28 protein-coding genes are annotated in these 26,455 nt (G+C 67.3%); 13 read left to right on the top strand and 15 right to left on the bottom strand.

Annotated elements, in window-relative coordinates; genetic code table 11:
* Nucleotides 1–36: 36 nt before the first annotated feature.
* The gene (locus ABIA71_RS13430) at nucleotides 37–1,257 is read right to left on the bottom strand and encodes an MFS transporter (protein WP_502961248.1); all 1,221 of its coding nucleotides are present in this window, start codon (nucleotides 1,255–1,257) and stop codon (nucleotides 37–39) included.
* Nucleotides 1,254–2,447, bottom strand: coding sequence for a serine hydrolase domain-containing protein (locus ABIA71_RS13425; protein ID WP_354285734.1), 1,194 nt, complete (start codon nucleotides 2,445–2,447; stop codon nucleotides 1,254–1,256). The genes ABIA71_RS13430 and ABIA71_RS13425 overlap by 4 nt, the downstream gene beginning before the upstream one ends.
* A 228-nt stretch (nucleotides 2,448–2,675) precedes the next feature.
* Here ABIA71_RS13425 and ABIA71_RS13420 point away from each other — a divergent pair, with 228 nt between their 5' ends.
* Nucleotides 2,676–3,578 carry a LysR family transcriptional regulator gene (locus tag ABIA71_RS13420; RefSeq protein WP_354285733.1) on the top strand — a complete coding sequence of 301 codons (903 nt, stop codon included), beginning with the start codon at nucleotides 2,676–2,678 and terminating at the stop codon, nucleotides 3,576–3,578.
* Nucleotides 3,579–3,753: 175 nt separating this feature from the next.
* The gene (locus ABIA71_RS13415) at nucleotides 3,754–5,364 is read left to right on the top strand and encodes an ABC-F family ATP-binding cassette domain-containing protein (protein WP_354285731.1); all 1,611 of its coding nucleotides are present in this window, start codon (nucleotides 3,754–3,756) and stop codon (nucleotides 5,362–5,364) included.
* A 9-nt stretch (nucleotides 5,365–5,373) separates the two neighbouring features.
* Here ABIA71_RS13415 and ABIA71_RS13410 read toward each other — a convergent pair whose 3' ends face one another.
* The gene (locus ABIA71_RS13410) at nucleotides 5,374–6,705 is read right to left on the bottom strand and encodes a GTP-binding protein (RefSeq protein WP_354285729.1); all 1,332 of its coding nucleotides are present in this window, start codon (nucleotides 6,703–6,705) and stop codon (nucleotides 5,374–5,376) included.
* 68 nt (nucleotides 6,706–6,773) lie between these two features.
* Between ABIA71_RS13410 and ABIA71_RS13405 the strand changes: the two genes are divergently transcribed.
* Entirely contained in the window at nucleotides 6,774–7,145 is a 372-nt protein-coding gene (locus tag ABIA71_RS13405) for a MerC domain-containing protein (RefSeq protein ID WP_354285727.1), read from the top strand.
* Nucleotides 7,146–7,216: 71 nt separating this feature from the next.
* On the opposite strand, the gene ABIA71_RS13400 is transcribed toward ABIA71_RS13405, so the two are convergent.
* Both ABIA71_RS13400 and ABIA71_RS13395 read right to left on the bottom strand, forming a co-directional pair.
* Nucleotides 7,217–7,480 carry a hypothetical protein gene (locus ABIA71_RS13400; protein WP_258223647.1) on the bottom strand — a complete coding sequence of 88 codons (264 nt, stop codon included), beginning with the start codon at nucleotides 7,478–7,480 and terminating at the stop codon, nucleotides 7,217–7,219.
* 199 nt (nucleotides 7,481–7,679) lie between these two features.
* On the bottom strand, nucleotides 7,680–7,940 hold the full coding sequence (locus ABIA71_RS13395; RefSeq protein ID WP_502961247.1) for a hypothetical protein: 261 nt from the start codon (nucleotides 7,938–7,940) through the stop codon (nucleotides 7,680–7,682).
* Between the two features lie 204 nt (nucleotides 7,941–8,144).
* On the opposite strand from ABIA71_RS13395, the gene ABIA71_RS13390 reads away from it, so the two are divergent.
* Entirely contained in the window at nucleotides 8,145–8,570 is a 426-nt protein-coding gene (locus tag ABIA71_RS13390; RefSeq protein ID WP_354285724.1) for a hypothetical protein, read from the top strand.
* Nucleotides 8,571–8,593: 23 nt separating this feature from the next.
* On the opposite strand, the gene ABIA71_RS13385 is transcribed toward ABIA71_RS13390, so the two are convergent.
* Nucleotides 8,594–9,079 (bottom strand): REP-associated tyrosine transposase, encoded by a 486-nt coding sequence (locus ABIA71_RS13385; protein ID WP_128095782.1) that lies wholly within the window; start codon nucleotides 9,077–9,079, stop codon nucleotides 8,594–8,596.
* Between the two features lie 168 nt (nucleotides 9,080–9,247).
* Between ABIA71_RS13385 and ABIA71_RS13380 the strand changes: the two genes are divergently transcribed.
* A complete protein-coding gene (locus ABIA71_RS13380; protein WP_354285722.1) occupies nucleotides 9,248–9,700 on the top strand; it encodes a hypothetical protein in 453 nt (150 codons plus the stop codon).
* Between the two features lie 12 nt (nucleotides 9,701–9,712).
* Here the strand turns inward: ABIA71_RS13380 and ABIA71_RS13375 are convergent, their stop codons facing one another.
* Complete coding sequence (locus ABIA71_RS13375; RefSeq protein WP_354285720.1) at nucleotides 9,713–10,522, bottom strand: hypothetical protein; 810 nt, start codon at nucleotides 10,520–10,522, stop codon at nucleotides 9,713–9,715.
* Nucleotides 10,523–10,676: 154 nt separating this feature from the next.
* Between ABIA71_RS13375 and ABIA71_RS13370 the strand changes: the two genes are divergently transcribed.
* On the top strand, nucleotides 10,677–11,519 hold the full coding sequence (locus ABIA71_RS13370; protein WP_354285718.1) for a class I SAM-dependent methyltransferase: 843 nt from the start codon (nucleotides 10,677–10,679) through the stop codon (nucleotides 11,517–11,519).
* Between the two features lie 43 nt (nucleotides 11,520–11,562).
* Here ABIA71_RS13370 and ABIA71_RS13365 read toward each other — a convergent pair whose 3' ends face one another.
* Together ABIA71_RS13365 and ABIA71_RS13360 are read right to left on the bottom strand one after the other, a co-directional pair.
* On the bottom strand, nucleotides 11,563–11,736 hold the full coding sequence (locus ABIA71_RS13365) for a hypothetical protein (RefSeq protein ID WP_181393967.1): 174 nt from the start codon (nucleotides 11,734–11,736) through the stop codon (nucleotides 11,563–11,565).
* 20 nt (nucleotides 11,737–11,756) lie between these two features.
* Nucleotides 11,757–12,569, bottom strand: a complete 813-nt coding sequence (locus tag ABIA71_RS13360; RefSeq protein ID WP_354285716.1) for an alpha/beta fold hydrolase — start codon at nucleotides 12,567–12,569, stop codon at nucleotides 11,757–11,759.
* Nucleotides 12,570–12,815: 246 nt separating this feature from the next.
* On the opposite strand from ABIA71_RS13360, the gene ABIA71_RS13355 reads away from it, so the two are divergent.
* The 5 genes from ABIA71_RS13355 (at nucleotide 12,816) to ABIA71_RS13335 (ending at nucleotide 17,935) form a co-directional block, all read left to right on the top strand.
* Complete coding sequence (locus ABIA71_RS13355) at nucleotides 12,816–13,742, top strand: GAF domain-containing protein (protein WP_354285714.1); 927 nt, start codon at nucleotides 12,816–12,818, stop codon at nucleotides 13,740–13,742.
* 105 nt (nucleotides 13,743–13,847) lie between these two features.
* Complete coding sequence (locus ABIA71_RS13350; RefSeq protein WP_354285713.1) at nucleotides 13,848–14,129, top strand: hypothetical protein; 282 nt, start codon at nucleotides 13,848–13,850, stop codon at nucleotides 14,127–14,129.
* Between the two features lie 156 nt (nucleotides 14,130–14,285).
* Nucleotides 14,286–14,681, top strand: coding sequence for a BlaI/MecI/CopY family transcriptional regulator (locus ABIA71_RS13345; RefSeq protein WP_354285711.1), 396 nt, complete (start codon nucleotides 14,286–14,288; stop codon nucleotides 14,679–14,681).
* On the top strand, nucleotides 14,678–16,231 hold the full coding sequence (locus ABIA71_RS13340) for a M56 family metallopeptidase (RefSeq protein WP_354285709.1): 1,554 nt from the start codon (nucleotides 14,678–14,680) through the stop codon (nucleotides 16,229–16,231). Before ABIA71_RS13345 ends, ABIA71_RS13340 begins: the two co-directional genes overlap by 4 nt.
* 144 nt (nucleotides 16,232–16,375) lie before the next feature.
* Nucleotides 16,376–17,935 (top strand): serine hydrolase domain-containing protein, encoded by a 1,560-nt coding sequence (locus ABIA71_RS13335; RefSeq protein ID WP_354285707.1) that lies wholly within the window; start codon nucleotides 16,376–16,378, stop codon nucleotides 17,933–17,935.
* A gap of 55 nt (nucleotides 17,936–17,990) precedes the next feature.
* Here ABIA71_RS13335 and ABIA71_RS13330 read toward each other — a convergent pair whose 3' ends face one another.
* On the bottom strand, nucleotides 17,991–19,034 hold the full coding sequence (locus ABIA71_RS13330) for a hypothetical protein (RefSeq protein WP_354285706.1): 1,044 nt from the start codon (nucleotides 19,032–19,034) through the stop codon (nucleotides 17,991–17,993).
* 358 nt (nucleotides 19,035–19,392) lie between these two features.
* Between ABIA71_RS13330 and ABIA71_RS13325 the strand changes: the two genes are divergently transcribed.
* Nucleotides 19,393–20,457 carry a hypothetical protein gene (locus tag ABIA71_RS13325; protein ID WP_354285704.1) on the top strand — a complete coding sequence of 355 codons (1,065 nt, stop codon included), beginning with the start codon at nucleotides 19,393–19,395 and terminating at the stop codon, nucleotides 20,455–20,457.
* An 83-nt stretch (nucleotides 20,458–20,540) separates the two neighbouring features.
* On the opposite strand, the gene ABIA71_RS13320 is transcribed toward ABIA71_RS13325, so the two are convergent.
* The 5 genes from ABIA71_RS13320 to ABIA71_RS13300 all read right to left on the bottom strand — a co-directional run bounded on the left by ABIA71_RS13320 (nucleotide 20,541) and on the right by ABIA71_RS13300 (nucleotide 25,834).
* Complete coding sequence (locus ABIA71_RS13320; RefSeq protein ID WP_354285702.1) at nucleotides 20,541–21,686, bottom strand: YncE family protein; 1,146 nt, start codon at nucleotides 21,684–21,686, stop codon at nucleotides 20,541–20,543.
* Between the two features lie 147 nt (nucleotides 21,687–21,833).
* A complete protein-coding gene (locus tag ABIA71_RS13315) occupies nucleotides 21,834–22,169 on the bottom strand; it encodes a hypothetical protein (RefSeq protein WP_354285700.1) in 336 nt (111 codons plus the stop codon).
* Between the two features lie 333 nt (nucleotides 22,170–22,502).
* On the bottom strand, nucleotides 22,503–23,183 hold the full coding sequence (locus ABIA71_RS13310) for a GAD-like domain-containing protein (protein ID WP_354285698.1): 681 nt from the start codon (nucleotides 23,181–23,183) through the stop codon (nucleotides 22,503–22,505).
* Nucleotides 23,184–23,300: 117 nt separating this feature from the next.
* On the bottom strand, nucleotides 23,301–23,984 hold the full coding sequence (locus ABIA71_RS13305) for a GAD-like domain-containing protein (protein WP_354285697.1): 684 nt from the start codon (nucleotides 23,982–23,984) through the stop codon (nucleotides 23,301–23,303).
* The gene (locus ABIA71_RS13300; RefSeq protein WP_354285695.1) at nucleotides 23,981–25,834 is read right to left on the bottom strand and encodes a PAAR domain-containing protein; all 1,854 of its coding nucleotides are present in this window, start codon (nucleotides 25,832–25,834) and stop codon (nucleotides 23,981–23,983) included. The genes ABIA71_RS13305 and ABIA71_RS13300 overlap by 4 nt, the downstream gene beginning before the upstream one ends.
* A 374-nt stretch (nucleotides 25,835–26,208) precedes the next feature.
* Between ABIA71_RS13300 and ABIA71_RS13295 the strand changes: the two genes are divergently transcribed.
* On the top strand, nucleotides 26,209–26,415 hold the full coding sequence (locus ABIA71_RS13295) for a hypothetical protein (protein ID WP_137191207.1): 207 nt from the start codon (nucleotides 26,209–26,211) through the stop codon (nucleotides 26,413–26,415).
* Nucleotides 26,416–26,455 lie beyond the last annotated feature (40 nt).

Below are 26,455 nucleotides of genomic sequence, written 5' to 3'. Positions count from 1 at the left end.
GCCCGGCGCTACGTCCAAGAGCGGCAGAGCCGGGCGCTACGTCCCCGACGTGGGCGCCCACGCGCCCGGCCGCCGCAGCACTACCAGTACCGTGGCAGCCAGCAGCGCCAGCACCACGCCCGGCAGCCACCGCTCGCCCCATGTTTCCAGCATCACCCCGCCCACCACCCCGGCGATGGCGATGGCCAGGTTCCAACCGGTGACCACGAACGATTGCGCGATGTCGCCGGCCACCCCGGCGCGACGCGCCACAGCGGTCTGGAACAAGGTGGGAACGCCGCCGAACGCCATGCCCCACACCACCGTGCCCAGCACCAGTACCCCGGCCGATGCGGGCCACAGCGCGAAGGCCAACGCGGCCAGCACGAACGCGGCCGTGCTGGCCATCACCAGCACGCGCAGCCAGCGGTCCACCCACATCCCGGTGATCCAGATGCCCACCAGCGCGGCCACACCGAAGACCAGCAGCAGCCGGTCCAGCCAGGCCACCGCGCCGGACAGCGCTGCAAACGGTTCGATGTAGGTGTACAGCACGTTGTGCGCCAGCACGAACAGGAACATGGTCAACAGCGCTGCGCGCATACCTGGCAGCCGCCATACCGCGCCCAGCGTCTGCCGCGCGCCCGCGCCGGGAGCCGACAGTGCCGGCAAGGCCAACCGCGCCCACACCAGCAGGCCCACGCTCAGCAGCGACATCAGCGCGAACGCCCAGCGCCAGCCGATGGTCTGCCCCAGCAACGTACCGGCGGGAATGCCCAGCGACAACGCCAGCGGCGTCCCCACCATCGCCACCGCAATGGCGCGCCCCTGCAACCGGGGCGCGACCATGCGGCTGGCATAGCCGGCCACCAACGACCACAACAGGCCCGCGCTGATGCCGGCGACGAAGCGTGCCACCAGCATCACCGCGTAATGGTGGGTCAGTGCGGTGACCGTGTTGACCACCACGAACCCGGCAATCGCCGCCAACAGCAGCGGTCGCCGCGGCAGCCGCTGGGTGAGGGCGGTCATCGGTAACGCCGCCACCAGCGAGCCGAACGCATAGATGGTCACCAACTGCCCCACCAACGCGCGGCTGACGCCCAGATCGGCGCTCATCGGCGACAGCAGCCCGGCTGGCAAGGCTTCGGTGAGGATGGTGATGAAGCCGGCGCAGGCCAGCGCCAGCAACCCGGACAACGGCAACCGCTCGGCCGCCGTGGGCGCGTCGGCAAGCACGCCTGAACCCGCCTCGCCACTCATGCCTGCGCCGCTCATGCCCGTGCACCGGCAGCAAGGTCGGCGTACACCGCATCGCGCAGCTGCGCCACGAACGGGCCATGCATGCCCTCGTACAAGGTGTTGGTCAGCGCCACCACGCTCACCCCGCGCGCCGGATCGACGAACCAGCTGTGTCCATAGGCACCGCCCCAGCACCAGCTGCCCGCCGCCTGCGGCGTGGCGGCAAGTGCCGGGTCCCGCAGTACCGCAAACCCCAGCCCGAAGCCCCAGCCCGGTGCATCCGGCGGCCCCTGCTCGCCCACCTGCGCACGCGCCATCGCGGCCACGCTGGACGCCGGCAGCCAGGCGCGCTCGGCATCGCCGCGGAGCGCTTCCAGCAGGCGCATCACATCCTGCGCGGTGCCCACCATGCCGCCGCCGGCGGAAGGAAATGCATCCGGGTTGCTGGCCCGGGCAAGGCTGTAGGCAATTCCCGCCGTGCCTTCGAAGGGCGGCACCACCTCGCCTTCGCGCAACCGGTGCGGTTGCGGCGTATCGGACACGTAGGGCGTGGCCAGGCGCACCGGGGTCGTGGTGTGGAAACCAGTGTCCTTCATGCCCAACGGCGCAGTCACCTGCTCGCGCACGACCTGCGCAAGCGGCTGACCAGTGGCCGCTTCCAGCACGGCACCGGCCACGTCCACACCCAGCGCGTAGTGCCAGCCCTGCCCGGGCGGGAACAGCAGCGGCACATCGGCGATCCGCCGCAGGTTCTCGTGCAGGGTGATCGGGCTGTCGTCCATGCCGTCGCTGACCCCGGCGCGCGCATGCGGGCCTTCGGCGTCGGCATCCAGGAAGCGATAGCCAAGCCCGGCACTGTGGCTGAGCAGCTGGCGCAGGGTCATGACCGGCCGGGTGCCATCAGGCAGCGCGGGCCGGAAGTCAGGCAGCCAATCGGTGACCGGTGCATCCAGCGATACGTGCCCCTGCGCCACCAGGCGCATTACCGCGGCGGTCACGATCGGCTTGCTTACCGACGCCAGCCGGAACAGGGCATCGGGCTGCATCGGCCGCTGTTGCTCGCGGTCGGCCCAGCCGCTGGCGCTGGCGTGGCGCAGCTGGCCATGTTCGCGCACCAGCACCACCGCGCCGACAACGCGCTGGTCGGCATGGGCGGCGGAGAGCACGGTATCCACCGCGGCCAGGCGCGGCGGGACAAGGGGAGGCGCATCAAGCACGGAGGACATGGCGGAATTCCAGCAGCGGGGGGAGCGCCATGCTCGGTGTTCGGCGGCGCGCCAAACACCCAGGTCGCAGTCCACTCATTCCGGACAGTGCATTCCGCAATCGGTGCAGACCCCGTACCAGCAAGGGATGCCGCCGCTGCCCCCCCGCACGCACCGCTGCATTCCATCCGCCCTGCACCGCCGCCGCGCCGGGCCGCTAGAGTGGCGCCTTTCCCCTTGAGTTCGGCCATGTCGGCTTTGGACAACATCGGCAACCTGCAGACCTTCGTGCACGTGGCCGACACCCGCAGCTTCGTCGACACCGGGCGCCTGCTCGGCGTGTCGGCCTCGGCCACCGGCAAGACCATCACCCGCCTGGAGCAGGCCTTGGGCGTGCGCCTGTTCCATCGCAGCACGCGCAGCGTGACCCTGACCGCCGAGGGCGAGCGCTTCCTGCTGCGCTGCCGTCGCATCCTCGACGAGCTGGACGCCGGCCGCACCGAACTGGCCCAGCAGGCCGCCGCCCCGTGTGGCGTGTTGCGGCTCAGCCTGCCGCTGGTGGGTGACCTGTCGCTGCCGATCCTGGCCGCGTTCATGGCCACCTACCCCGGCATCCGCCTGGAGCTGGATTTCGACGACCGCCTGGTCGATGTGGTCGAAGAAGGCTTCGACGCGGTGCTGCGCGTGGGCGAGCCGTCCGACTCGCGGCTCAGCGCGCGCCGGCTGGGCGTGTTCCCCCGCTACCTGGTGGCCTCGCCCGAGTATCTGGCCCGGCGCGGCACGCCCCAGGCCCCGCACGATCTGCTGCAGCACGACTGCCTGCACTACCGTTTCCCGAGCAGCGGCAAGCTGGAATCGTGGCCGCTGCCACGCGCGTCGGGGGAACCGGCGTTGGAGCTGCCGGTGTCGATGGTGGCCAACACCATCGAGGCACGCCTGGCCTTCGCGCTGGCCGGGCGCGGCATCGCCTACATCCCCGAGCACTCGGTACGCGATGCGTTGGCCGATGGCCGCCTGGTGCGCGTGCTGCCCGAGCAGATCCACGCCTGCGGCACCTTCCACCTGCTGTGGCCGTCAGGCCGCCACGTGCTCCCCAAGCTGCGGGTATTCATCGATTTCGTCAGCGCCCGACTCACCGGCGTGAGTTGTTGAACAGCGTGCATTCACTCCCTTGGCGCGGCGCAAATCTATACTGGCGTCGCGACAGCCAGTCGCCTGTGTAATGAGGTATGCCCGCATGCGCCAGTGATGCCCCGCCGTCTGTTTGACGGCCTGTGTCCTTCCCGCCCCGTGCGTGAAGGGAACCCACGGCATCCCTGGAGGTCGCATGACCGCATTTTCCCTCACGCTCGACCGCGTGACCTACACCCTGCCCGATGGGCGGGTTCTGTTTTCCGATATCAGCACCCACTTCGACACCACCCCGACCGGCCTGGTCGGGCGCAATGGCGTGGGCAAGAGCTTGCTGGCCCGCGTGTTGGCCGGCCAGCGCGCGCCCAGTGCCGGCCAGGTGCAGCGCCACGGCCGCGTGCACCTGCTGGCCCAGCACAGCGGTGCCCCGCCGGGCAGCATCGCCGCGCTGGCGGGCGTGGCCCCGCTGCTGGCTGCGCTGACGCGCATCGAGGCCGGCAGTGTCGATCCCGCCGATTTCACCGCGGTAGGCGAGCGCTGGAACATCCGCGAACAACTGCAAGTGCAGTGGCAGCAGTTGGGGTTGCCGCCGCTGGACCCGGCACAACCGGCCGCCTCGCTCAGCGGCGGCCAGGCCATGCAGGTGGCCTTGGGCGGTGCGCTGCTGTCGCAGGCCGACGGTCTGATCCTCGACGAGCCCAGCAATCACCTCGATGCCCGCCATCGCACGCGGCTGCTGGATGCGCTGGCGCACTGGCGCGGCGGCCTGGTGGTGATCAGCCACGACCGCCACGTGCTACGCGCGATGCAGCGCATTGTCGAACTGTCGCCGGGCGGGCTGCGCAGCTACGGCGGCAACTACGACCTGTATGCGGCGCAGAAGCACGACGAGCACAGCGCCGCCACCGAACTGCTGGCGCTGCGCAAGCGCGAACGGCGCCACCAGCACGACGCCGCGCGTGAGCAACGCGAACGGCTTGAGCACCGCCAGTCGCGCGCGCAACGCACCGCGCGCACGGCCAACCAGGCCCCGATCCTGCTGGGCGGCATGAAGAACCGCAGCGAGCACAGTGCCGGGCGCTGGCAGGCCCAGCAACTGGAGCGCAGCGCCGCGCTGGACGCCCGCGTGCGCGAGGCCGCTGCGCAGGTGGACGATGTCGCCGGGATTGCCCTGCTCGCGCCCCACCAGGCGGAGCCCGGGCCGCAGCGCGTGGCCGAGCTTATCGACGTGCAGCTGCCGTGGGTGTCGCCGCCCTGGCGGCAGCTCAGCCTGCGGGTGCAGCGCGGTCAGCGCATCGGCGTGCGCGGCCCGAACGGCAGTGGCAAATCCACGCTGCTGCGGCTGCTGGCCGGCGACTGCGATGCCGTTGCCGGTACCTGCACGGTGGCCGCGCGCACCGCGCTGCTCGACCAATCCCTGTCATCGCTGCCCGCGCAGGCAACGGCGCTTTCGCTGCTGCGCCAGGCCCACCCCGAGGCCGGCGACGCCGATGCGCGCACCCGGCTTGCGCTGCTCGGGCTGGACGCCGAACGCAGCCTGCGCCCGCTGTCCACGCTGAGTGGCGGCGAGCGCCTGAAGGCCGCGCTGGCCGCCGTGCTGTACGCGCGCGCGCCGCCGCAATTGCTGCTGCTCGACGAACCCGGCAACCACCTTGACCTGCCCTCCCTGGCCGCGCTGGAGCAGATGCTGAGCCAGTTCAACGGCACGCTGATGATTGTCTCGCACGACCAGGCGCTGCTGGATGCCGTGGGGCTGACCCACCTCCTGGACGCGGGCACCGAAGGCTGGTCGTTGACGCCGGTGTAGGCGGCGCCGTCAGTGCCGCGACCACGACGGGAACGCGTCGGGCAGCAGCTGCCACAGCATCGGCCCGGCGCGCATCTCGGTATCGGTGAGCAGGCAGGCGTCGAACTCGGCGCGCACCGCGCGCTCGTCCATCTCCACCCCGATCACCGCCAGCTCCTGGCGGCGATCGCCCCACCACGGGTGCCACATGCGGCGCATGGCCTGGTACTCGCCGGCATCGCCCACCTCGTCCATGCACGGCATGGGCGCGGTCCAGCAGGCGGCCTGTTGGCGCACCCAACCGACGTCGGTGTAAGGCACCTGCGGCGGTGGCAGCAGCGGCGGGGCGTCCTCCAGCCCGGCCTCCACCCGCTCGCGTGCGGCGTACCAGAAACCGGCCGCCTCGGTACGGGTGGCCGCGCCCACGCTGGACAGCTCGCCCACCCAGTCCATGCGGTTGGCCAGCCAGAAGAACCCCTTGCTGCGGATCACCGGCCCCAGCCCCTGCTGCAACAGCTGTGCGAACCGCTGCGGGTGGAACGGCCGGCGCGCACGGTACACAAAACTGCTGATGCCGTACGCCTCGGTCTCCGGCGTATGCACGCCACGCAGGGCCTGCATCCAACCCGGTGCCAACTGCGCCTTGATGTAGTCGAAGCGGTGCGTATCCAGCACGTCGTGCAGCGGCACGTTGCCCTGTTCGGACAGCACCAGCCGCGCCTCGCGGTTCATTGCGCGCAGCACGGCCAGGGTCGACTGCAGCGTGTCGTCGTCGATCAGGTCGCACTTGCTCACCACGATCACATCGGCAAACTCGATCTGCTCGGCCAGCAGGTTCACCACCCCGCGCACGTCGTCGGCACCGGCCTGCTGGCCGCGGTCGGCAAGCCGGTCGGTCGAGCCGAAGTCGTGCAGGAAGTTCTGCCCATCCACCACCGTCACCATCGTATCCAGGCGCGCGATGTCGTTGAGGCAGAAGCCGTCCTCATCGCGGACCGAGAAGGTGGCCGCCACCGGCATCGGCTCGGCGATGCCGGTCGATTCGATCAGCAGGTAGTCGTAGCGGCCTTCGGCGGCCAGCCGCTTGACCTCCTGCAGCAGGTCGTCGCGCAGGGTGCAGCAGATGCAGCCATTGCTGAACTCCACCAGCGTCTCTTCGGTGCGGCGCAGCGCCGCGCCGCCATCGCGCACCAGCTGCGCGTCGATGTTGATCTCGCTCATGTCGTTGACGATCACCGCCACCCGCCGTCCCTCGCGGTTGCGCAGCAGCTGGTTGAGCAGCGTGGTCTTGCCGGCGCCAAGGAAACCGGACAACACGGTCACCGGCAGGCGGGCATCGGTGGGGGCAGCAGTGGCGTTCATGGAGGGACAGGGTCCGCAGCGGAATGAAATGTTACTATATAACATTCACTGAGCCGGACCCCAGCCCCATGAAACGTTCTTCAACCCTGCTCGATGCCGGCGCCATCGCCCTGTCCAGCCTGTGCCTGCTGCACTGCCTGGCCCTGCCGATCCTGGCCGCCACCCTGCCCTTGTTCGGGGTGTGGGCGCAGGCCGAATGGGTGCACGTGCTGTTCGTGGCCATCGCCGCCCCGCTGACCGGCTTCGCCTTGTGGCGCGCGCACCGCCAGCAGCGCCTGCCTGCGGCCGCCGTCACCAGCGCCGCGCTGGGCCTGCTGCTGTTGCTGGCCGGCGCCGCCGAGTGGCCCAGCCACGACAGCGAAACCCCGATGACCGTCGCCGGCAGCCTGCTGCTGGCGGCCACGCATGTGTGGAACGCCTGGCGGCGGCATCGGCATTGAGCGGCAGTCAACCGTCGCCGCTGGCGTGATGCTGCGCTTCGTCAGCGCGCGATCGCGGGACATCCGCCCCCTCAGCGGTGCAGCAGCATCGACACGATGAACAGCGCCAGCGGTGCCGTGCTGACCACCGCACCGACGATCCCCAGCCACGGCCAGCGTTCCTGGCGCACCCGCGAGGCCATGGCGGCCACCAGCCCCACGGCCGCCGCGGCGAGCACACCGATGGCGACCCCGGTGGTACCGGCCCCGGCAATGACGCCATGGTTGGCCACGCCGGCCAGCCAGCCGGCCGCCCCCCCCACGGGCAGGCCAAGGAAACTGCACAACCCCAACACGGGTGCCCGTGCGGCACGCGGTGATGCGGGAAGGGTGGATGCAGGCGAAAGGTTGTCCTGGGGCACAGGCGCTACTCGTTTGGAAGGCCTCCAACGTACACCCTGAACCGTATCGGCGAGGCGCTGTCGATCCACGACGCCCGGGGGCGCATCCCTGTGGGAGCGCGTCGGGTGGAGGTGGCGTCTGGCCGCATCGCCCTCAGTGATGGGCGATGAACGCCACGAGGAACAGCAGCAGCGGCGCCTTGCTGACCAACGCGCCGGTGATGCCCAACCACGGCCAGCGCTCCCGGCGCTCGCGTGCGGCGATGCTGGCCACCATCCCCACGCCTGCCGCCGCCAGCACGCCAATGGCCGCCATGACGCTGCTGGCCACGCCTGCATCGCCCTGCCCGCCTACGTCTGCCAGCCAATAGGCCGCAGCGCCCAGCGGCAGCCCGAGGAAGCTGCACACGCCCATTACCGGGGCCCGGGCCGCAGCTTGCCGTGGTTGGAAGGATGCTGCCGGTGGCGGACGGGGGTGCGGGGGCACGGGCGCTGCTCGTCTGGACGGCCACCAACGTACACCCGGGCGGATGGCAGGGGTGTACACGGCGGCCTCTCTACACGGCGTCGTTGGACACCGTTGCCTAGACTGCGCCTACCGCCGCACCAGCACACTGCCATGCGCCCAGCCATCTGCCTGCCCCTGCTTGCCCCGGTCCTGCTGTTGGGTGCCTGCCGCAACCCCGACACCGGCGCCGGCGTGTTCTCCGCCGATCCCCTGCTGGGCTGCTACGCCACCCACGCGCGCAAGCCCGCCGAGTTCCGCATCGAGCAGCAGCAGGGCCAGTACTTCGTCAGCTTCAACCGCGACGAGCAATGGCAGCGCGACCCCACGGCGCTGCAGGAGTCCTCGCGCGCGGACATCACCCGCTACTTCAAGGACGATGCCGAGCAGATCGACAAGGCGCTGGTCCGGCCCACTGGCGGGTTCGGCATCTTCCACTTCAACCCGGGCGCCACCCTCAAGGGCAAGGACAAGAACAGCGACTACATGGCCCTGGTACTGATCGGCGCCGGACCGGTATTCAAGGTGCGTTGCGGCTGACCCTGGCGGCAACCGGCACTACCTCAGCACTGCACCTCCTCCGACCGCCCCACGCGATGGATGGAGCTGTACGGCCATTCCATCGCATCGCGCACGTGACCGTGCTTCACCGGGTTCTGGTGCACATAGGCCACGTGTCGATGGAAGTCGTCCTCATCCAGAATGCGGTGTTCGCGGAAACTGCTGTGCCACAGCGGCCGTGCGCAACGATCGCGACGCAGCACCGCGCGCGGCGGCTTGCCCGGCAGGTGGCGGTCGAAGATGGCCTGGATCTGCGTCCAGCGCCGATGCCCGTCATCATCCCCCGCCGGTAGCGTCCACACACCATGCAGGTGGTCGGGCAGCACCACGATGGCATCGATGCGGAACGGCCGTGCCTGCTGCGCCACCCGGAACGCCAGCCGCAAGGCCTGCGCATGCTCCACCAGCAGCCCGGCGTGGGCACGGTGCAGGTGCGCACTGAAGAAGTACGCGTTGCCAGGCTGCCAGGGGCGGTGATCGCAGGACATGCTCGCAGTGTCCGTATCCGCCTGCACGGCAGCGATCAGAAGACGCAGCACCATTGGCTGGGAAAGTGACGCGCCGCGCTGTCATCGCAGGAGCTGCGAAGCATCAGACAACCCCTCAATGGGGTGACGACGCTACACTGCGCGGTCACCCGCACCCGTGGCTGCCTGATGCGATTGTCCACCGTGTTGTTGCCTGCGCTTCTGCTGCTTGCCGGCTGCGGCAACGGCGATTCGATCGGGCAGGGGCGGTTGATCGGCTGCTATGCCGCACCGGGTGCCCACCGCCGGGAAACCGTCAAACTGACCCGCGTGGACGGCCGTTACTTCATCGCCTACCGGCTCGCCTCGCCCTGGCGTCAGGTGGCTACACCGCTGGTCACCCCCGACGACGAACAGCGCGCGGTCCTGTTCAATGCAGACGAACGTGCGCAGATGGAAGAAGCCCTGCTGACCCCGGACGGCCAGAGTGGCGTGTTCCGTTTCAAGCCCGGTGCACACGTACACGGGGAGGCGCTGCACGAGACGCACGTGGTGGTCGAACACGGCAAGGTGCGTGCCATGCGCAAGCGACGCTGCCAATGGCTGTTCAGCCGCGGAACTCTGCTGCGCTACGGAACCTGATGCGCGCCATTGTCAGCGATGCTGCGCCTCGCAGGCGACCCGCGCGGTGGCGGCGATCCGCCCCACCAGTGTCCCGTCCTCGCGCCGCCCCAGCCGTTCAAACGCCTTGGAGGATTCGGGCAGCAGCCGGCGCAGCGCCTGGCTGACCGGCACCGACCACGTGGTCACCGCGGCATCGCCTGCTCCGGGCTCACCCAGCACCCACGGCAACATCAGCAACGTGCGCTCGTTGGAGGCCAGCACCTGCGGTGGCCGGTGCTCGTAGCGGATCACCACCCGCATGGCGGGGTCATCATCGGTCCAGAGGCCGTTGGCGTAGTAATGATCCAGCTGCGCCTTCAGGGACGCCCGCTGTAGCAGCGCGTGCACCCTGGTCTCGAACGCGCGCGCCGGGCATCCGGGTGCCGCCGGCGAGTCGTACGGCAGCGCCTGCTCCAGTATCCGCGCGGGCCGCACCCGGCGCGCCACTGCGTCCACGCCGCGCTCGCGCGGCCATGGCGGCGCGGAAACCGCCCACAGCAGCTCGGCAACGCGTTGCACCGGAATGGCATCGGTCACCACGGCATCCGGGTCTTCCTGGCTGTCCAGCTGCGAGCTGCGCTGGAACGTGCGTCGGCCCGCGCCCGGTTTTAACCGGTGCACTTCGTCCACCCGGCCCCAGCCGCTGTACTGGTAGCGGATCTCGATGGATTGCACGTCCTGCAAGGCGCCTGCGGGTGGGGCATGCGGCGCACTGCAGCCGGCAACCAGCACCATGCCCAGCATCTTCAGCGCGCGCGTCCAGCGCGGGAAACGGCGGATGTAGTCCAACGGTGTGCCCACGTCGATTCCCTGTAAGGCCCTGCAGCACGGTATGTCGCCGGTACTATAGAGCCTCCGGCCAGTGCTCCCTGCCCCCGGGCGCGGTCTCAGGTACGATGCCCACCCCTGGCTCACTTGCGCCACGCGGCCCCACAGGCCCGGCGCCCCTACTTCCGTGCCCCATTACACCGGCCCCCTGCTGACCCGCCCGCTTGCCGAAGCCCTCACCTGCGCCCGCGACAGCGGCGCGACCGAATGGACCGGCTCGCTCGACCTTGGCCTGTCCACCGGCACCGCCACGCTGGCCGCCGACCACTGGCTGTGGAAGGGCGCGCGCTACGACTACCCGGGCAAGACCAAAGACCGCACCCTGTATTACTGGGACGGCGAAGAATTCCTGGCGGTGTCGCGGTTCGGCTCGGCACTGATCAAACTGGTGCCCACCGAGTGGGATGCTCCCACTTTCGAGATCGACGGCATCAAGATGCTGCCCAGCGCCCAGGTGTCGCCGTTCGAAGATGCGCGGCGCAAGGTGGCGCTGATTGCCCCGGCCGGCAAGACCGTGCTCGATACCTGTGGCGGGCTCGGCTACTTCGCGGCGTGCTGCCTGGAAGGCGGCGTCACCCGTATCCAATCGTTCGAAAAGAACCCCGACGTGCTGTGGCTGCGCACGCTCAACCCGTGGTCGCCCGACCCCGAGGCGGCCAGCAGCGGCGGGCGCCTGTCGCTGACCCAGGGCGATGTGTCACAGGCCATTGAAGCGCTCGAATCCAGTTCGGTCGACGCCATCCTGCACGACCCGCCGCGCTTCGGCATTGCCGGCGAGTTGTATTCGCAGGTGTTCTACGACCAGTTGGCGCGGGTGATCCGCAAAGGCGGGCGCATGTTCCACTACACCGGCGCGCCGAACAAACTCACCAGCGGCCGCGATGTGCCACGTGAAGTGGCCAAGCGCCTGGAGAAGGCCGGATTCAAGGCCGACCTGGCCCTGGACGGCGTGCTCGCCATTCGCCGCTGAGGTCGCCGCCCGTTGCCGGGCGACGCCGCGTCATCAGGGCGCGTCAGTCCCCGCGTGGGAGCTTGGCCGCCCACATGTTGTCGACCAGGTTCGGATAGGCACGGCCGTTTTCCTCGGCCCGTTGCCGCGCGGCGTCCTTTTGTGCCGGCGACAACGGTCGGGACGCCCCGCCTTTGGGGTTGGGCTTCTTCCACGGCGGGGTACGGGTCTGGCGCATGGGCGGATGCTACCGCACCGTCACTTGGCCAGGAACGCCACCAACGCCGCGTTGAACTGCTCGGCGTGGCTGGCATTGCAGCCGTGCGGCGCGTCCTTCAGTACCACCGCCTCGCTCCCGGCAATGGCCGCGTGGGTGCGCTTGCCCGAACCCTCGTAAGGCACCGTGCCATCGCTGTCGCCGTGCAGCACCAGGGTGGGCACGGTGACCTTCTTCAGGTCCTGGCGGAAGTCGGTGGTGCCGAAGGCCTTCATGCAGCCCAACGCCGCCGTCTGGTCCGACTGCCTGCACAGGTCGATGGCCTCCTGACGTTCTTTCTCGCTGACCTTGAGCTCACCGTTGGCGCTGAAGAAGTCCTTGGTGAAGCCATCGAAGAACGTATCGCGATCGCGCTCCAGGCCCTGCTTCATTTCATCGGCCTTGGCCGGGGTCAACGGCCCTTCGGGGTTGTCGTCGGTCTTGAGCATGTACGGCGGCACGGCCGAGGCGAACACCACGCTGTGCAGGCGCTGTTCGCCGTGGCGGGCGATGTAGCGGGCCACTTCGCCACCGCCCATCGAGAAGCCCACCAGCGTGACATCCTGCAGGTCGAGGTCGTTGATCACGCCGGCCAGATCGTCGGCCAGCGTGTCGTACTCGTAGCCGTCGGCCGGCTTGTCCGAGCGCCCGAAGCCACGGCGGTCGTAGGCCACCACGCGGTAGCCGGCCTCTTTGAGCACCGGCACCTGCGCCTTCCAGGAGTCGGCCGACAGCGGCCAGCCGTGGATCAGCACCACCGGGCGGCCGGTACCGCCGGTATCTTCAACATGCAGGCGAACGCGGGAAGCAGTCATGGAAACTCCGAGTGTGGGCGGAAAGAGAGTGGCCGATGCTAGGCAGGCGGCACGGCGGGGCCTGTGAAAAATTCCGCCGCACCCTCTACGCCGCGTGCACAGCGGTACGCATGGCCCCGTTGTGGCGCGGCGCGCAGCGGATGAATCGCGCATCAACCGCAGCGCGCGTCATCCACCCCGGGTTAACCCTTCCACGCACCGGCGTGCCCTACGCTTGACCCCTCGACGACGCCATCAGGACACTGCATGACCCCGCCCTCTGCTGCGCCCGCCACCGAAGCCGAACGCCAACGCGCACTGGACGCCCTGCATATCGTGGGCAGCCTGCCCGAGCCGGCCTACGATGACATCGTGAAGGTAGCGGCCGCCGTGTGCGGCACGCCGATGGCGCTGGTCACCCTGATTGATCGTGACCGCCAGTGGTTCAAGGCACGCACCGGGCTGGACGGCATGCAGACCGAGCGCAACGTGGCCGTATGCGACCACGCCATTCGCCAGCCCGATCAGTTGATGGAAATCGGCGACCTGGCCCAGGACGCGCGCTTCGCCGACAACCCGGTGCTCAACGACATCGGCGCACGTTTCTACGCCGGCATGCCCCTGGTCACCGAGCAGGGCGCGGCGGTGGGCAGCGTGTGCGTGGTGGACGTTACCCCGCGCGAACTCAATGCCGTGCAGCGCGATGCGTTGCAGGCGCTGGCCCGGCTGACCATGACCCTGATGGAAAGCCGCAGCCGCGAACGCGACCAGCAGGTGGCCGCCATCCTCGACCACGCCGTGCCAGCAGAGGAAGCGTCGCCCGACCCGGCCAGCGCCTACACCGTGGTGATCCTGGAGCTGCAGGACCTGGCCACGCTGGCACAGCAGTTGGGCGAGCGCACGCTGGACCGCCACCTGCAGCAGCTGGACGTCGCGCTGGAGCAGTGCCTGCAGCCGGACCGCGGCGACAGCCTCAACCGGGTCACCGGCAGCGGCGAGTTCATCGCGGTGCTGGGCAGCGCCCATGCCCCGGACACCGTGGCCGCGTTTGAGACGGTCGCGGATGACACCCTGCAACGACTCGGCACGCCGTTGCTGCTGGGCGCGGCGTCCACCGATCGTGGCGAATCCACCACCGCCGTGTTCCTGCGCGCGGACCAGGCGCTGAGCGCCGCCAAGCAGCGGGGCCACTGACCTTCCACCGTGGCGGGCCTGTGCATCGTCAGCGTGGCTGTCTCAGTCCATGAGACAGCCACGCCGCATGCTGCATCACGCACCACCCCACGGAGACCGGGACAGATGGACCTTCGCCCGCTTTATCCCCGCGCCACCGCCCCTGCCGTGCTGGCCCTGCCGCGCGTTGCCTGCGGTGGCCTGGCCCGCACGTTGCTGCTGCACGGCGTGGGCGCACACCCCGCCTCGCGCGCCGCGCTGCGCAAGGCACTGCGCAGCACCGCGCAAGCCGGGGCATGCCAGTGCTGCCCCGCCACGCCGCGTTCGCACCCGTGCACCGCTTCTCCGGTCGCCCGCAGCGCGGCGTGCGTGGGCAAGGCGGCGTCCCTAGCCAGCGCCAGCGCCTGAGCGCACGCGTTTCACCCCAGCCCAGCAGATCCACCTCCCGGCGCCACAGGTCCTCGCGTTTGGGGCATGGCGCACCCCATTACTAATTACATAGTTGACATGCCGAGCGCGGCGGGCGCACGATCCGATCATCAACTAACAAACCAGTAGACCGTCATGGCCCGCCCCAGTTCGCCCACCCTGACCGACTCCGAGCGCCGCATCCTCGAAGTGCTGTGGAAGACCAAGGAAGCCTCGGTGCGCGAGGTAACCGACGCGCTGTCGAAGAAAAAGCCAGTGGCCTACACCACCGTGCTGACCATGTTCAAAGTGCTGGAGAAAAAGGGCCTGGTGACCTACCGCAGCGAAGGCCGCGCGTTTATCTACAGTGCGGCCATCAGCCGTAGCGAGGCCCGCCGCCAGGCATTGGAAAACCTGCTGAAGTCGTTCTTCAACGACTCGCCCAGCGTGCTGGCCCAGCACCTCATCGACGAACACGACATGGACGCCGACGAACTGGCCGCCCTGCAGAAGCGTGTTGACGATGCAGCCCCCCCGGGGAAGTCGTCATGAGCGCATCCGCAGCCCACACCCTGTTGACCGTGGCCGTGCAGCACCTGTGGCATGCCGCACTGCTGCTGGCGCTGGTACTGCTGGTCATGCAGCGCGCGCGGCTCAGCGCCGAGGTACGTTCCTGGGTGCTGTGCGGTGCGTTCGCGCTGGCCGCGGTGTCGCCGTTGCTGGTGCTGCTGCCGCGCGAAGCGGTCACCGTCACCGAGGCCGGGATGTCCCTGCCCGCCGCAGCACGCTCGACCGCACTGCCGGCCTCCGATGTGCCAGCTGCACCCGCGTCACCCACTACCTCACCGGCCACCTACGTACCCACCGCGCTGCAGGCGTTGGCGATGGTCTGGCTGCTGGGCACGCTGTGGGGGCTGCTGCGCCTGGCGCAGGGCATCTGGCAGGCCCACCGGCTGCACCGTGCCGCGCGTCCTGCCCCCGCACTGGACGTCCTGCTCGGCCCGGCGCTGCCGCGCGGCAGCGGCGTTGCACTGTCCGATGCAGTGGCCGGCCCGATGGTGGTGGGTCTGTTCGCCCCGCGCATCCTGGTGCCCCCGCACCTGGCCAGCACCTTGTCGCCCCCGGCCCTGCGCGACCTGTTGCTGCATGAAGCCGCGCACGTGCAGCGCCGTGATCTCTGGGTAACCGCCCTGCAGCGCACCGTGCTGGCGGTGTACTGGTGGAGCCCGTGCCTGCGCATGCTGGGCAACCGGTTGGAGCTGGCCCGCGAAATGGCCTGCGATGCCCGCGCCGCACACCGCTCCAGCAGTGGCCGCGACTACGCCGATTCACTGCTGCGCGGTATCGCCGGCATGGTCCAGCACCGCCCGCAGGGCGCTGCCCTGGCGGTGGGCATGTCGGGCAGTCGCAGTGGGCTGACGCAACGTGTGGATGGCTTGCTGCACCTGCAGGCCGGGCAGGTGGGCTGGCGCAGCCGGTTGCGGTGGAGCGCCCTGTGCCTGGCCGCGCTGGCCACCCACGTGGGCGTCACCGTCGCGGCCACCCCGCGGCTGGGGGCGCCGATCATGGTGGCGCCTGACAGCGCCCCCGCCACACGCACCGCGTCGGCGCAGGCCGAGCGCCTGCTCGACGCCGCCGCAGACGGCGACCTCGCCCAGGTGCGGCAGCTGGTGCAGGCCGGCGTCGCGGTGGATACCCAACGTCCCGGCGACGGCACCGCGCTCATCGCCGCCGCGCGCCACGGGCGCCTGGCTACGGTAGATGCGCTGCTCGCCCTCGGCGCCACCCCGGACCTTGCCTCGCGTGGCGATGGCAACCCGCTCATTGCCGCCGCGCGCCGTGGCCACCTGCCGGTGGTGGAACGGCTGGTAGGCGCCGGTGCCGACGTCAACCGCATCGTTGCCTACGACGAAACCCCGCTGATCAATGCCGCGCGCTCCGGCGACGTGGACACCGTGGCCTATCTGGTCGCCCACGGTGCCGACGTCAACCTGGGCGTGGTGGCCGACGCCGGGCAGTGGCGCTCGCCGCTGAACCAGGCGCGCAACAGCCGCGTGCGCGACTACCTGATCCAGCACGGCGCCGTCGCCGGCCGCCGCTGACCCCGCGCGCGCGCCGCGCGTAACCCGCCCCTGCAACACACGCCCACGTGGTGGCCGCCCGGCCATCACCGGCCGGCTGCGGCCTGCAGTTGGCACCGCCGCACCTCCAGCTTCCCGCCCGCACACCGCACCCCGAGGTTCCGCATGGTTTCGATCCGTCGCACTTCCCTTGCCGCCTCCGTGCTGCCACCCCGCCACGTCCTGCTGCGTGGCGCACTGGCCACCACGCTCTCACTGCTGCTGGCCCTGCCCGCCTTCGCCGCGGACCGCCGCGACACCGCCATCGACAGCGCACTGACCGCCGGCCTGCGCCCCAGCGTGGTGCCCGCCAGCGACCCGCTGCCACACTGGTCGCTGCAGGCGCGCATGGCGCATTACCACGTGCCCGGTGTAGCCATCGCGGTGCTGCGGGATGGCAAGCTGGTGCACAGCGCCGGCTACGGCCTGCGCCAGGCCGGCAGCCGCGATGCCGTGAACGCAGACACGTTGTTCTCGGTGGGCTCGGTCAGCAAGGTCATCACCGCGGCCACCACGTTGCGCCTGGTGGCCGATGGCAGCCTCGCACTGGACCAGGACATCAGCACCTACCTGCGCAGCTGGAAGGTCCCGGCGACACCCACCACCCCGACCCCGCGGGTAAACCTGCGCATGCTGATGTCGCACACTGCGGGGCTGGGCGTGCACGGCTTTGCCGACTACCTGCCGGGCGAACCGCTGCCCACGCTGCTGCAGACTTTGGACGGTATCGCCCCGGCGAAGAACACACCGGTACGCCTGATCCATGCACCCGGCGAGCGCGGCGACTATTCCGGCGGCGGCGTCATGGTGGAACAGCAGGTGCTCGAAGATGCCAGCGGCCAGCCGTTGGACGCACTGGCCCGCGCGCAGGTGTTCGCCCCGCTGCACATGCAGCGCAGCCGCTTCACCACCCCGCCGGACACCCTCGACAACATCGCCAAGGCCCACGATGGCGACGGCGCGCCCACTGCCCTGCCGCGCGGCTGGCAGTCGTTCCCCGAAGCCGGCGCGTCGGGCCTGTGGACCAGCGCCAACGACCTGGCCGCCTTCGTCGCCGCGTTGACCAACAGCTATCGCGGCCCGGGTGGTTTCCTGCCGCAACCGATCGCCATCGACATGATGACCGAGGTATCGCCGAGCTGGCATGGCCTGGGCCCGCGCCTGGACGGCAGCGGCGCCACCCGCATCTTCCACCACGGCGGCTCCAACGACAGTTACCGCGCCTGGATCGAAGGCTACCTGGAAACCGGCGACGGCCTGGTCATCCTCACCAATGGCGAGAACGGCGCCGAGCTCACCACCGAGATCCGCAATGCCCTGTCCGATGCGCTGGGCCGTGGCGTGAACCCGCCCGTCCGCCCTGTCGCGCTGGACCTGCGCGCACCGGCTTATGCCGACTACGCCGGCGTGTTCGAGCAGGACCGCACCGTGCCCATGGCGCATCGCCGCGCCCTGGCCGACATCTTCGACATTCCGGCATTGCAGGTGAAGGTGGCCAACGGGCAGGTGCGCGTGGGCGTCGCGGGGCCGCCGCAGGACGGGCAAGTGCTGCCGCTTGCCCCCAACCGCTTCGTGTCACCGGATATCGACGGACTGCAGATCGAGTTCCACCGCGATGCGTGGGGCAAGGTCAACGCGTTGAGCGTGGTGCATGGCGAGGCGCGCGCGTACTACGTGCGCAAGTGACAGTGACGTGCGCGGCGGCCAACCAAGCTGCCGCGCACGACCGGTGAGGGGCCCCTCAGTCTGCGGATGCGGAATGGCGCAGTTGCATGCGGCGCTCGCCAAGCACCGCGTAGGAGATGCTGAGCCGCTTCCCCGGTGCCACGGTTGCCTGCAGCCCGCTGGCACTGCCGGCGGTCTGCAGCAGATGCCACTCGCCGCCCACCCGCGCGAACAGTGCGTGCTCCACGCCTTGGCGGCCATCATTGCGACGCGCCCGCATCACCTCCTGCACCGGCCCGGTCATCGTGTGGCGGCGCACCGCGTCGCGCTGCAGCCACATGCGCAGGGCAGGCACCCAGGTGCCCAACAGCCACACCGTGAGCACCAGCAGACCGACCCACAGCCACACGCTGAAACCGCGGCTCACGGTTGGCAGCAAGAGCGACATGGCGGCCAGCCCGGCCACCATCGCCGCGCCCAGCCATGCCGCTGCCCGCAGCGCCGCCCGCGGGCGGGCGCAGAGGTCGCGCCAATCCTGCGCCTCCATCACTGCGGGCGCGTCGGCCACCGCCGCCATCCCCGGGTAGTCCACCTGCAGCAGGTGACCGGGATGCGCCGCGCTCCATACCAACCGCAAGGGCGTGCCCGGCGCAGGCCCCAGAACGTACTGCGGCACGAAGCCGGATAGTGCGTCAGTCCCGGGCGACTCCTCCAGCACCGGGTGCCGGTAGTCGCCCACCACGTAGGCACGTGGCGCTCGCTCGAAACGCACCTGCTGCGGCAGGATCTCGGCGACCTGCAGCGCACCGTCCATCACCGCCACCTGTCCCGATGCCAGTGCCTCACGCACCCACACCGGGCGACGCTGCCGCACCAGGACCGCCGCGACAATGCCCGCCACGCCTACCGCTGCCGCCAGCATCATCGGCACCCAGGTGGGCGCGGCATGCGCGCGGTGCAGGCCCCGCCAACCGAAGTAGGCGGTGATCGCAACAGCCAGGCAGACGGCGATCAACAGCCATAGATTGCCGGCGGCGCGTTGGTGGGTGAGGTCGGCCTGCAAGCGGGAGTGGAGTTCGGCGGGTATCGCGGTGAGGGTGCGCGGGGAAGGTGGGGACATCCGTGGTCTCGGTAGCGGTGCGCGTGGGTCCGCGCAGACCGCTAATTATGGCGCAGACGTTCATCGCGCCGCGCGGACCGCGACGGCCTCTAAAGACTTTGTCAGACGTGCCGCTACGTCCCGTGATGCTGACCTCTTTGGCCAAGGGCGGCCATGAGGTCTGCGGTGGGAGGATCGTTTGCCCGTAGCTGGATTGAATGGTTCCAGCAGAGTGGCTGGTGCGACATGAGCACGTGAACCGGTCCAGCAGCTTTGCGAAGATTCAACGCCAACGCGTTCCATCTTCCCGAATGGCACCTCAATCAACAGATCCACCGTTTCCGCAGCGCGCCACCGTGTATGAATCAAGGACGACCGAATGAACAATGAAAAGGTTGAGCCAAGCTCCAACGAACGAACCTGGCCGGAAGAATCTCGCATCATCCGCAAATGGATAGAAGATCACCCGGTTCTCCTGACAGCACTTGCGTTCTTTTTGCCTAGTTCCGGGCTCTATCATTTCGTCGCGGACGGCAACATACCACTGGAAATCGCCTCGTCCGATGCCATAGCAGCATTGCCCATGCTGCTTACACGCGTCTCGTTCCTGGTCATCATGCTGTGCGCGCTATTCGTACTGCCCGCTTTGATGATGTTTGAAGGGGCGATCCGTGAGCCAGACGGACGTCTTCGGGTGCTGCCGAGAAAGCTCCCTGTCAGGCGCAAAAAGCTGCTGCAATGGTACGTCACACTGGCGTTACCCGGCCTCGTGATCGTAGCGGCGGTGATGGCCGATACTGCTTTCGAGATCCAGGGCAATTGGTTGGTGGTAATCGCTATCGTCGTTTCAATGATGGTGTTCACCGTGTTCACGAGACGCATCCGGCGGGGTGCGCACAAGGCACCGATCTTCTCCGAATTCATGGGATTTGCACTGGCGGCATGCGTAGTCCAGATGATGGCCGCATTGCTTGCCATGCAATTTAGCCTTCGGTACGTCGACGATTCGACGAGCGCAGGGTGGGTAGCGGCACTTCTGGCGGGAGCTGTGATCGCCGTCGCCGTACTGCAAGTAACTATCGTCGTGGTGATTCAAGACACCAGCCAACATGCCGGATTCGTGCGGCAGGGCTTCATAGCTGCTTTGCTGCTGGTTGCAGTCGCATTTACATATCCACAGACCGGCGCGGCACTTACCGGCATTGCGCTCCGTGACAGTGCATCAGGGGGTCACCGGTGCGTGACGTTGCAGCTTGCTGCTGACGCTGCTGATTTCGGCATGCTGATCAACAGCAAGCCCACTGCGAACGGAAGGACCGTTGGGCTCAACCTCCTTTCCAATCTAGGTGGGCTCTATCTGGCACGCATAGACGGCGGCAAGGATAAAACCGTATACCGGATCCCTACCGACAAGGTAGTTGGCATGGCGCCTTGTAAGAAGTAGTACGAATCCCAGTGCGGTTTCGGCAGCATCCGACCACACCAAGGGGCCCACCCGCCGACGCGGATGGCCCCTTGGTCAACGCATCAGTCCAGCTGGATCCGCGCCACCGACTCCGGGCTACCCTTGGCCTCGTTGTCGCCGTTCTTGACGGTCACGTACAGCACGTTCTTCTTGGCATCCAGCGCCAGGCTGTTCGGGTGCGTGGGCAGCGAGTAGGTCTTCAGCGGCTTGTAGGTATCGCTGTTGTACGACGTCACCGTGCCCGCTTCGCGGTTGGTGACGTACAGGCGCTTGCGCTTGGCGTCCAGCAGGATGCCCAGCGGGCCGGCGTCGGTGGGGATGCTGGCCAGTTCCTTGCCGGTGGTGCGGTCCAGCACCAGCACGCGCTGGCCCGGGTGGGTGGAGGTGAAGCCCGAGCTGCTGGCCTGGTACTTACGGATCATCTCCGAGCCCTGGTCGGTGACGTACAGCCGCTTGCCCGACGGCTCCAGCGCGATGTTCATCGGCTGCTCGGCGCTCACCTTGAAGCGCTGCTCCACCTTGCCGCTGTCCGTGCCCACGGTGACCACTTCGGCCAGCAGGTTGGAGGTGTACACACGCTTGCCCTTGGCATCCAGCGCCAGGCCCGGCGCCTTGGCGTTGCCCAGGCCCGGAATGGTGTTGACCACCTTCAGCGACTGCGTGTCCACCACGAACAGCACGCTGCCCTCGCCGGAGTGGCCGGTGACATACAGGCGGTTGGCCGGGCCATCCACCACCAGCTCGCGCAGGTCATGGGTGTAGGCGGCCTTGCCGTCCTTGCCGACCTTCTTTTCCATCAGCTGCACGATGCCCACCACCTTGTGGGTGGCGGTGTCGACCACGGTGACCGAGGTGTCCACGGTGTTGCCGATGTACAGGCGGTGGTTGGCGTCGTCCAGCACCAGGCCGAAGGCTTTGCGCTCCAGCGGGATCTGCGCTTCAACGTCGAGGGTGTTGGGGTCCAGCAGCAACAGCTGCGCCGGACCGGCGGCATCGCCGAAGCCACCCGACGAGGCCACGTACACCACGTCTACCGTGGGGCTGTAGGCCAGCTCATACAGGCCCTGGGCAACGGGCTTGCGCAGCACGGCGGCTGCGGTTTCGGCAGCCGGGGTGGCCTTGCCCACGGCGAACGCCGACGGGGTGCCAAGGGACAGGGTGACGGCGAGGGCCAGCGCGGCCGAACGGAGAAGGGAACGAGGGTACATGCGAGCGTCCTTGAATGGGCACGGAAGGGTGTCCTGGCTCGCTGGGCCGTACGTGTGACGGCCGGTCCCGCATGTGTGCGTGGGCTGGCTGGCTGGAATGCCGGGGAATGGTAGCAGGGTGTGGGGGTGGGTGCTTGGGTGCGGCAATTAGTCGAAGGGGAATGGACCAAAGGCCATGGGTTCGGCTTTGCGCAATCGCAACATGCGTGCTGCCAGCTCCGGGCCTATGCCCGCGGCGGCTTCGGCGGGCGTGCCCAGTTGGTACTCGCCGTCGGGAGCCATGTCCAGATGCCTCGCCAGCAACTCATAGTAGAGTCGTTCGGTAATGTCCTCGATCGAGCAACCCGACGCGACGAAAGCGACCAAGCCTTTTTCCTCGGGTGTGCCGCGCTCCCGTTCCCAGCGGCTACGGCGCAGGGTGTAGCCGACTTCGCCGTACCAGTACTTGCCTTCGAAATCTTCGTCTTCGTCTTCGTCTTGCATGGCAATCCCCCGGGCTTTAGCAGTTGCCCAAAGTGGAACTATGCCGCCAGTGCAGGTTTCTGCATTGGGGTGATGCCGCCTAGCGCCATGTTTGGGCGCTCGTGGTTGTAAGTCCATAACCAACGGGTGGCGGAGTGCGCGCCCCTGCCCTAGAACTCAGTGCCTTTGCGCCAAACATTGAGCACATTGGCGCACTCGTCAGGATCTGTCATCCAGAAGAGTCCGTCTGCGTTGTCGGCAATGCCGTACGATCGCGACCCGAACGGATTCTTGACAGGGAGCACTCAGAGTCTTCGTCGATTATCAGCCTGTTTGGCTTGTGCGGACGACTCATTACTTCCAGAGCCCTCTATCCTTTGCCTCCTTCACGATATCCAACATGATCTTTGGATCACCCAACTGTGCCAAGAAGATCAGGTGCTCGACCGCCTTCACTTTCTTCAAGTGATCCAGACGGGCAGGCCCACCCATGCCAAGTGCCGGCACGAATCCGTACATTTCATCCTCCGCCAATGGTCCGAGCGCTTTGAGCGCACGCTCAAACAACGGGCGGTCGTCGTCATCATCCTCGTCCAAGCTGCTGCGCCTGGTAGCAGCCAACCAGTTTGAAATCATACTGTCAGCGTATCCATCCTTTATGCGATCGGACTTGTCAGATGGAAATATCATCGCCATGTTGGTGACAATAGTCAGACTTGGCCCGCTCTTCGTGCCCCATACAACAAGTTTCCCAAACGCAGTTCGGCCGATGACATAGTATTCATCTTTTCGGTGGGAGTTCGTTCCATAAAGCCAAGCATTGAGCACTTCTGAATAGTCATCAGGATCAGTCATCCAGAACAGCCCACTGCTATAGCCCGCAAACCCATATGCCCTCCAATACTGGAGCAACCTATCGGGCAGCTTCCCTCTGTAGTAGTCGAGCTTGTGAGATGGCACCGGACGCGTATCAACTATTGGCCCGAAGCCTTCATCATTGTAAAAGGACTCAAATCCTTCATCGACCATATACATTATTTACACCAATGCAGCCCATCATTAACTGTACACCTTGCATACACGACCGGAAAATTCGCTGAGGGGGCAAGCACGGCATGCACATCTATAGTGTGATTTCCGAAATACACTCGACTAATCCAGTAGCCCTTGGTCATCGGCCTCTTTAACGATGTCCCGCATGACTTCTGGCTTGCCGAGCTTCGCTAGAAAGACGAGGTGCTCCACAGTTGACACCTTCTGCAAGTGATCAATCCTGCACGGCCCGCCCATTCTCAATGCAGGGACGAATCCGTACATCTCGTTGCTGGCCAAAGGGCCCAGCAGCCTGACTGCACGATCAAAGAGTGGCTCGTCATCTTCATCCGTTTCGTCCAGATCCTCTTTTTCGATTCCTGATATCCATGAACCAATGAGGAAGTCCGCTTCGCTGGGCGGGAGTTGTGGCGGCGCGGCACGCGGGAAAATCATTGCCCAGGCACAGACGATCTTCATACAAGGGCCGGTCCGCGTGCCCCACACTATCAATTCACCGAAAGCGCTACGGCCAATGACGTAGTACTGGTCTTGGCCGTGGAAACTGGTTCCCTCCAACCATGCGTCCAATACGGCCGAGTATTCCTCCGGATCTGTCAGCCAGAACAAACCATCGCCATAGCCAGCGAAGCCGTAGGCCGCCCAGTACTGGAGCAACCGATCGGGCACCTTGCCTCTGTAGTAGGCAAGCTTCGATGGCGGAACGGGCTTCGAATGGACCACAGGCCCAAAGCCTTGGTCTTTGTAAAAACACTCAAAACTGTCATCGACAAAATCAATCATTTGCATCGCTCCAACCCACCATTCATCTTGGTATTCGCCCGTTCGGCGGTAGGAACCCTCGCTGCTGCCGCGTCTAACTCAGCTATGCGCGAGGTCTCACCCTTCTTGGGACTTCCCCATTGTCTTCCGATTGTCTGATTGACTTCCCCGTCTCCAAAGTCAGCAATCTCATCAGCGCCGCCAGCCACGAGGTCCGGATTGTGCAGAGCGTTCATTACTTTGCGCGTGTTCTCTGCATCCTCCTTAGCCATACGCAGGGCATCTTTGGCCGGCACCCCAGCTCGCTCGTACGTTTCCTTCTTCCTCTGAATTAGCGCTTTCCTGTACTTGGTCCAGGCCCGCTCGGCAACCTTGCGATCGCGGTTGTCAGGATCAAATGCCTTTCGAGCGTTAAGGTACTCCTCAACGCTCATATCGTTGAGCCCCGCCTCCTGCCCCTTCAACTGCCTATCCATTTCGGGGAATTTTGACTCAGGCAGCTTCTGCGTATTGAAGCAAGGCAACTTCTTCCGCGGCATCCGCTTCGGCAACCGCTTGGTCTCGATCTTCCTGCCACCATCCGGCGTGCGGTTCCCGTCGGCCTGCCGCCGCTTGCGCGTCTTCAGCACCTTGGCCAGGCCCTTGAACGCGTCCTCCACCTCTTCCATCAGGTGCAGCAGCTTCTTGCCCACGCGGGCGGCCGTGTTGCCCGCCTTGGCCGCAGCATAGCCAAAGCCGCCGGCGCCGCCCAACTCCACGGTGACGGCCGCCAGCAATATGGACACCACCACGTCCACCATGATCTGTGAGCTGAAGCGGGCCTCGATGCGCTCCTGTTCGTCGGGCGGTACCGCCTCCCACCAGGCCGCGCCGAAGGACGGCAGCATCTCGGTGATGCCGGGGTCCTCGATCAGCAGGTTGAACAGCTCCTTGGCCTCGCTGGCGGCATCCATGACCTTGCCGCCGGTGGCGCGCAGGGCGGCGATCTTGCGGTCCAGGCCGTCGCGGTCGCCGGTGAGCAGCAGGCGGGTCCACTCCTTCAGTTCGCGGTCGGCCTTGTACATGAGCACGGCCATGTCCACCGCTGTTTCCACGGTGCCGGCCACGTAGTCCCACGTGCCCTGCCCCATGCCCAACGCCTGGTTGCCGCGCTGCAGGCCCCAGCGCATGGCGTTGCCGGCCTTGTCCCACTGCTGCCACTCCGGGGCCATGTCGGTGCGGGTTTGGGCGACGATGGCGTCCAAGGCCGCCTTCAGCCGCGCGCGTGCGGCCAGGATGGGGTCGTTGTCTTCGTCGGGCTCGTCAGGCTGGAACAGCACCTGCACCATCTGTACCGGGCCAACGGTGACCTCGGGTATACGCGCGCGGCCCTCATCGTCCAGCTGGCCGGTGCGGATGCTGTCGTCGGGCAGCATCACCTGGTAGGCCACGCCGCGCACTGGGGTGCGGTCGAGGTCGCCGTAGTGGTAGTGCAGCAGGATGTCCTGCTTGACCGGCGCGCGTTGCGCTGGCATGGCCTTGGTACCCGCCGCGACAAACCCACCCGCGGGCGGCACCGCTGCAGCGCCCGCGGTACTGCGGGCACTGGGCGCCGCACTACCGCCCGACTCCACAGTTACCGTGCTCTGCTTCACCGCCACCAACTGGCAACCGCAGGCGATGTAGTCACCCTCACACGCCAAGGGCTGGCCATCCACGAGAAACGTGGTGTCACCCGTGATGATGGGAAATGGGCCGTTGTGTTTGGGGCAGAAGGCTTTGTCGCCTATGCGGGCGATGGCCATGCCGTTGATGTCGGTGAAGGGCGAACCGGTGAGTACGGTGCCGCCGCTGCTGGTGCGATCGCCCACAACTATTACGGTGCGTCCCACGCCATATCCTTGGCTTTTATTGATGTGCTGAAAGGCTAGCAGCGGTCATCCATGTTTCTCCTTGCCATGTGTACTCATTTACGAGACATGCTTCATTATTTGAACAAAATGAGAGTCTTCCTACTGCACTGAGCGCCTGCATTCCCGGCTCTGCACGTGCCATTCCGCTTGGGGGTGGGCCAATCGACGTTGCGATTTTCTGGCGACTCGCTTTCCGTGCGCAATCCTCGCGGGACACATCTCCCACTTCCCTGCTTTTCATCAAATTCCTATTCGCTGCCATGCGCGGGCATTGACACGCGTCGCAACACATTCTGGCCCAAATGCGGATAGTCGATAGCGCGCAACATCGCGCGGATGCAAAGAGGCCATAGATGGCTCAGTGCTATGTCAACAACCACGCCCAGCGCACGGGCGAACATGAAGTGCACCGCCAGGATTGCCGCTGGTTGAGCGCTGTCATTTCCAAGACGGCACTGGGCGAGCACACCACCTGCCAGTCCGCCGTGCGGGAAGCCAAGCGCTTCCATGCCAACAGCGATGGCTGCGCCACCTGCTCGCCGGTGTGTCATACGCGGTGAGGGGGGCCCAGCCGGCTGCGGCCGGCTGGGCAAATAACGC

This window comes from Stenotrophomonas sp. 2619 (assembly GCF_040548725.1).
GTDB classification, from domain to species: Bacteria; Pseudomonadota; Gammaproteobacteria; order Xanthomonadales; family Xanthomonadaceae; genus Stenotrophomonas; species Stenotrophomonas maltophilia_AP.
The sequence above is the reverse complement of the archived record's forward strand: the minus strand, read 5'-3'. Positions and strand labels throughout refer to the sequence as shown.

Bases quoted from the DNA above. Each gene is read 5' to 3' on its own strand.
- ABIA71_RS13405 (WP_354285727.1), top strand. From the start codon at position 6,774: ATGAAACGTTCTTCAACCCTGCTCGATGCCGGCGCCATCGCCCTGTCC.
- ABIA71_RS13425 (WP_354285734.1), bottom strand. From the start codon at position 2,447: ATGTCCTCCGTGCTTGATGCGCCTCCCCTTGTCCCGCCGCGCCTGGCC.
- ABIA71_RS13310 (WP_354285698.1), bottom strand. From the start codon at position 23,183: ATGTATATGGTCGATGAAGGATTTGAGTCCTTTTACAATGATGAAGGC.
- ABIA71_RS13325 (WP_354285704.1), top strand. From the start codon at position 19,393: ATGAACAATGAAAAGGTTGAGCCAAGCTCCAACGAACGAACCTGGCCG.
- ABIA71_RS13345 (WP_354285711.1), top strand. From the start codon at position 14,286: ATGGCCCGCCCCAGTTCGCCCACCCTGACCGACTCCGAGCGCCGCATC.
- ABIA71_RS13395 (WP_502961247.1), bottom strand. From the start codon at position 7,940: ATGGGCGTGTGCAGCTTCCTCGGGCTGCCGCTGGGCGCTGCGGCCTAT.
- ABIA71_RS13430 (WP_502961248.1), bottom strand. From the start codon at position 1,257: ATGAGCGGCGCAGGCATGAGTGGCGAGGCGGGTTCAGGCGTGCTTGCC.
- ABIA71_RS13305 (WP_354285697.1), bottom strand. From the start codon at position 23,984: ATGATTGATTTTGTCGATGACAGTTTTGAGTGTTTTTACAAAGACCAA.
- ABIA71_RS13360 (WP_354285716.1), bottom strand. From the start codon at position 12,569: ATGACTGCTTCCCGCGTTCGCCTGCATGTTGAAGATACCGGCGGTACC.
- ABIA71_RS13350 (WP_354285713.1), top strand. From the start codon at position 13,848: ATGGACCTTCGCCCGCTTTATCCCCGCGCCACCGCCCCTGCCGTGCTG.
- ABIA71_RS13335 (WP_354285707.1), top strand. From the start codon at position 16,376: ATGGTTTCGATCCGTCGCACTTCCCTTGCCGCCTCCGTGCTGCCACCC.
- ABIA71_RS13420 (WP_354285733.1), top strand. From the start codon at position 2,676: ATGTCGGCTTTGGACAACATCGGCAACCTGCAGACCTTCGTGCACGTG.
- ABIA71_RS13410 (WP_354285729.1), bottom strand. From the start codon at position 6,705: ATGAACGCCACTGCTGCCCCCACCGATGCCCGCCTGCCGGTGACCGTG.
- ABIA71_RS13365 (WP_181393967.1), bottom strand. From the start codon at position 11,736: ATGCGCCAGACCCGTACCCCGCCGTGGAAGAAGCCCAACCCCAAAGGC.
- ABIA71_RS13340 (WP_354285709.1), top strand. From the start codon at position 14,678: ATGAGCGCATCCGCAGCCCACACCCTGTTGACCGTGGCCGTGCAGCAC.
- ABIA71_RS13415 (WP_354285731.1), top strand. From the start codon at position 3,754: ATGACCGCATTTTCCCTCACGCTCGACCGCGTGACCTACACCCTGCCC.
- ABIA71_RS13320 (WP_354285702.1), bottom strand. From the start codon at position 21,686: ATGTACCCTCGTTCCCTTCTCCGTTCGGCCGCGCTGGCCCTCGCCGTC.
- ABIA71_RS13380 (WP_354285722.1), top strand. From the start codon at position 9,248: ATGCGATTGTCCACCGTGTTGTTGCCTGCGCTTCTGCTGCTTGCCGGC.
- ABIA71_RS13355 (WP_354285714.1), top strand. From the start codon at position 12,816: ATGACCCCGCCCTCTGCTGCGCCCGCCACCGAAGCCGAACGCCAACGC.
- ABIA71_RS13385 (WP_128095782.1), bottom strand. From the start codon at position 9,079: ATGTCCTGCGATCACCGCCCCTGGCAGCCTGGCAACGCGTACTTCTTC.
- ABIA71_RS13330 (WP_354285706.1), bottom strand. From the start codon at position 19,034: ATGTCCCCACCTTCCCCGCGCACCCTCACCGCGATACCCGCCGAACTC.
- ABIA71_RS13315 (WP_354285700.1), bottom strand. From the start codon at position 22,169: ATGCAAGACGAAGACGAAGACGAAGATTTCGAAGGCAAGTACTGGTAC.
- ABIA71_RS13295 (WP_137191207.1), top strand. From the start codon at position 26,209: ATGGCTCAGTGCTATGTCAACAACCACGCCCAGCGCACGGGCGAACAT.
- ABIA71_RS13390 (WP_354285724.1), top strand. From the start codon at position 8,145: ATGCGCCCAGCCATCTGCCTGCCCCTGCTTGCCCCGGTCCTGCTGTTG.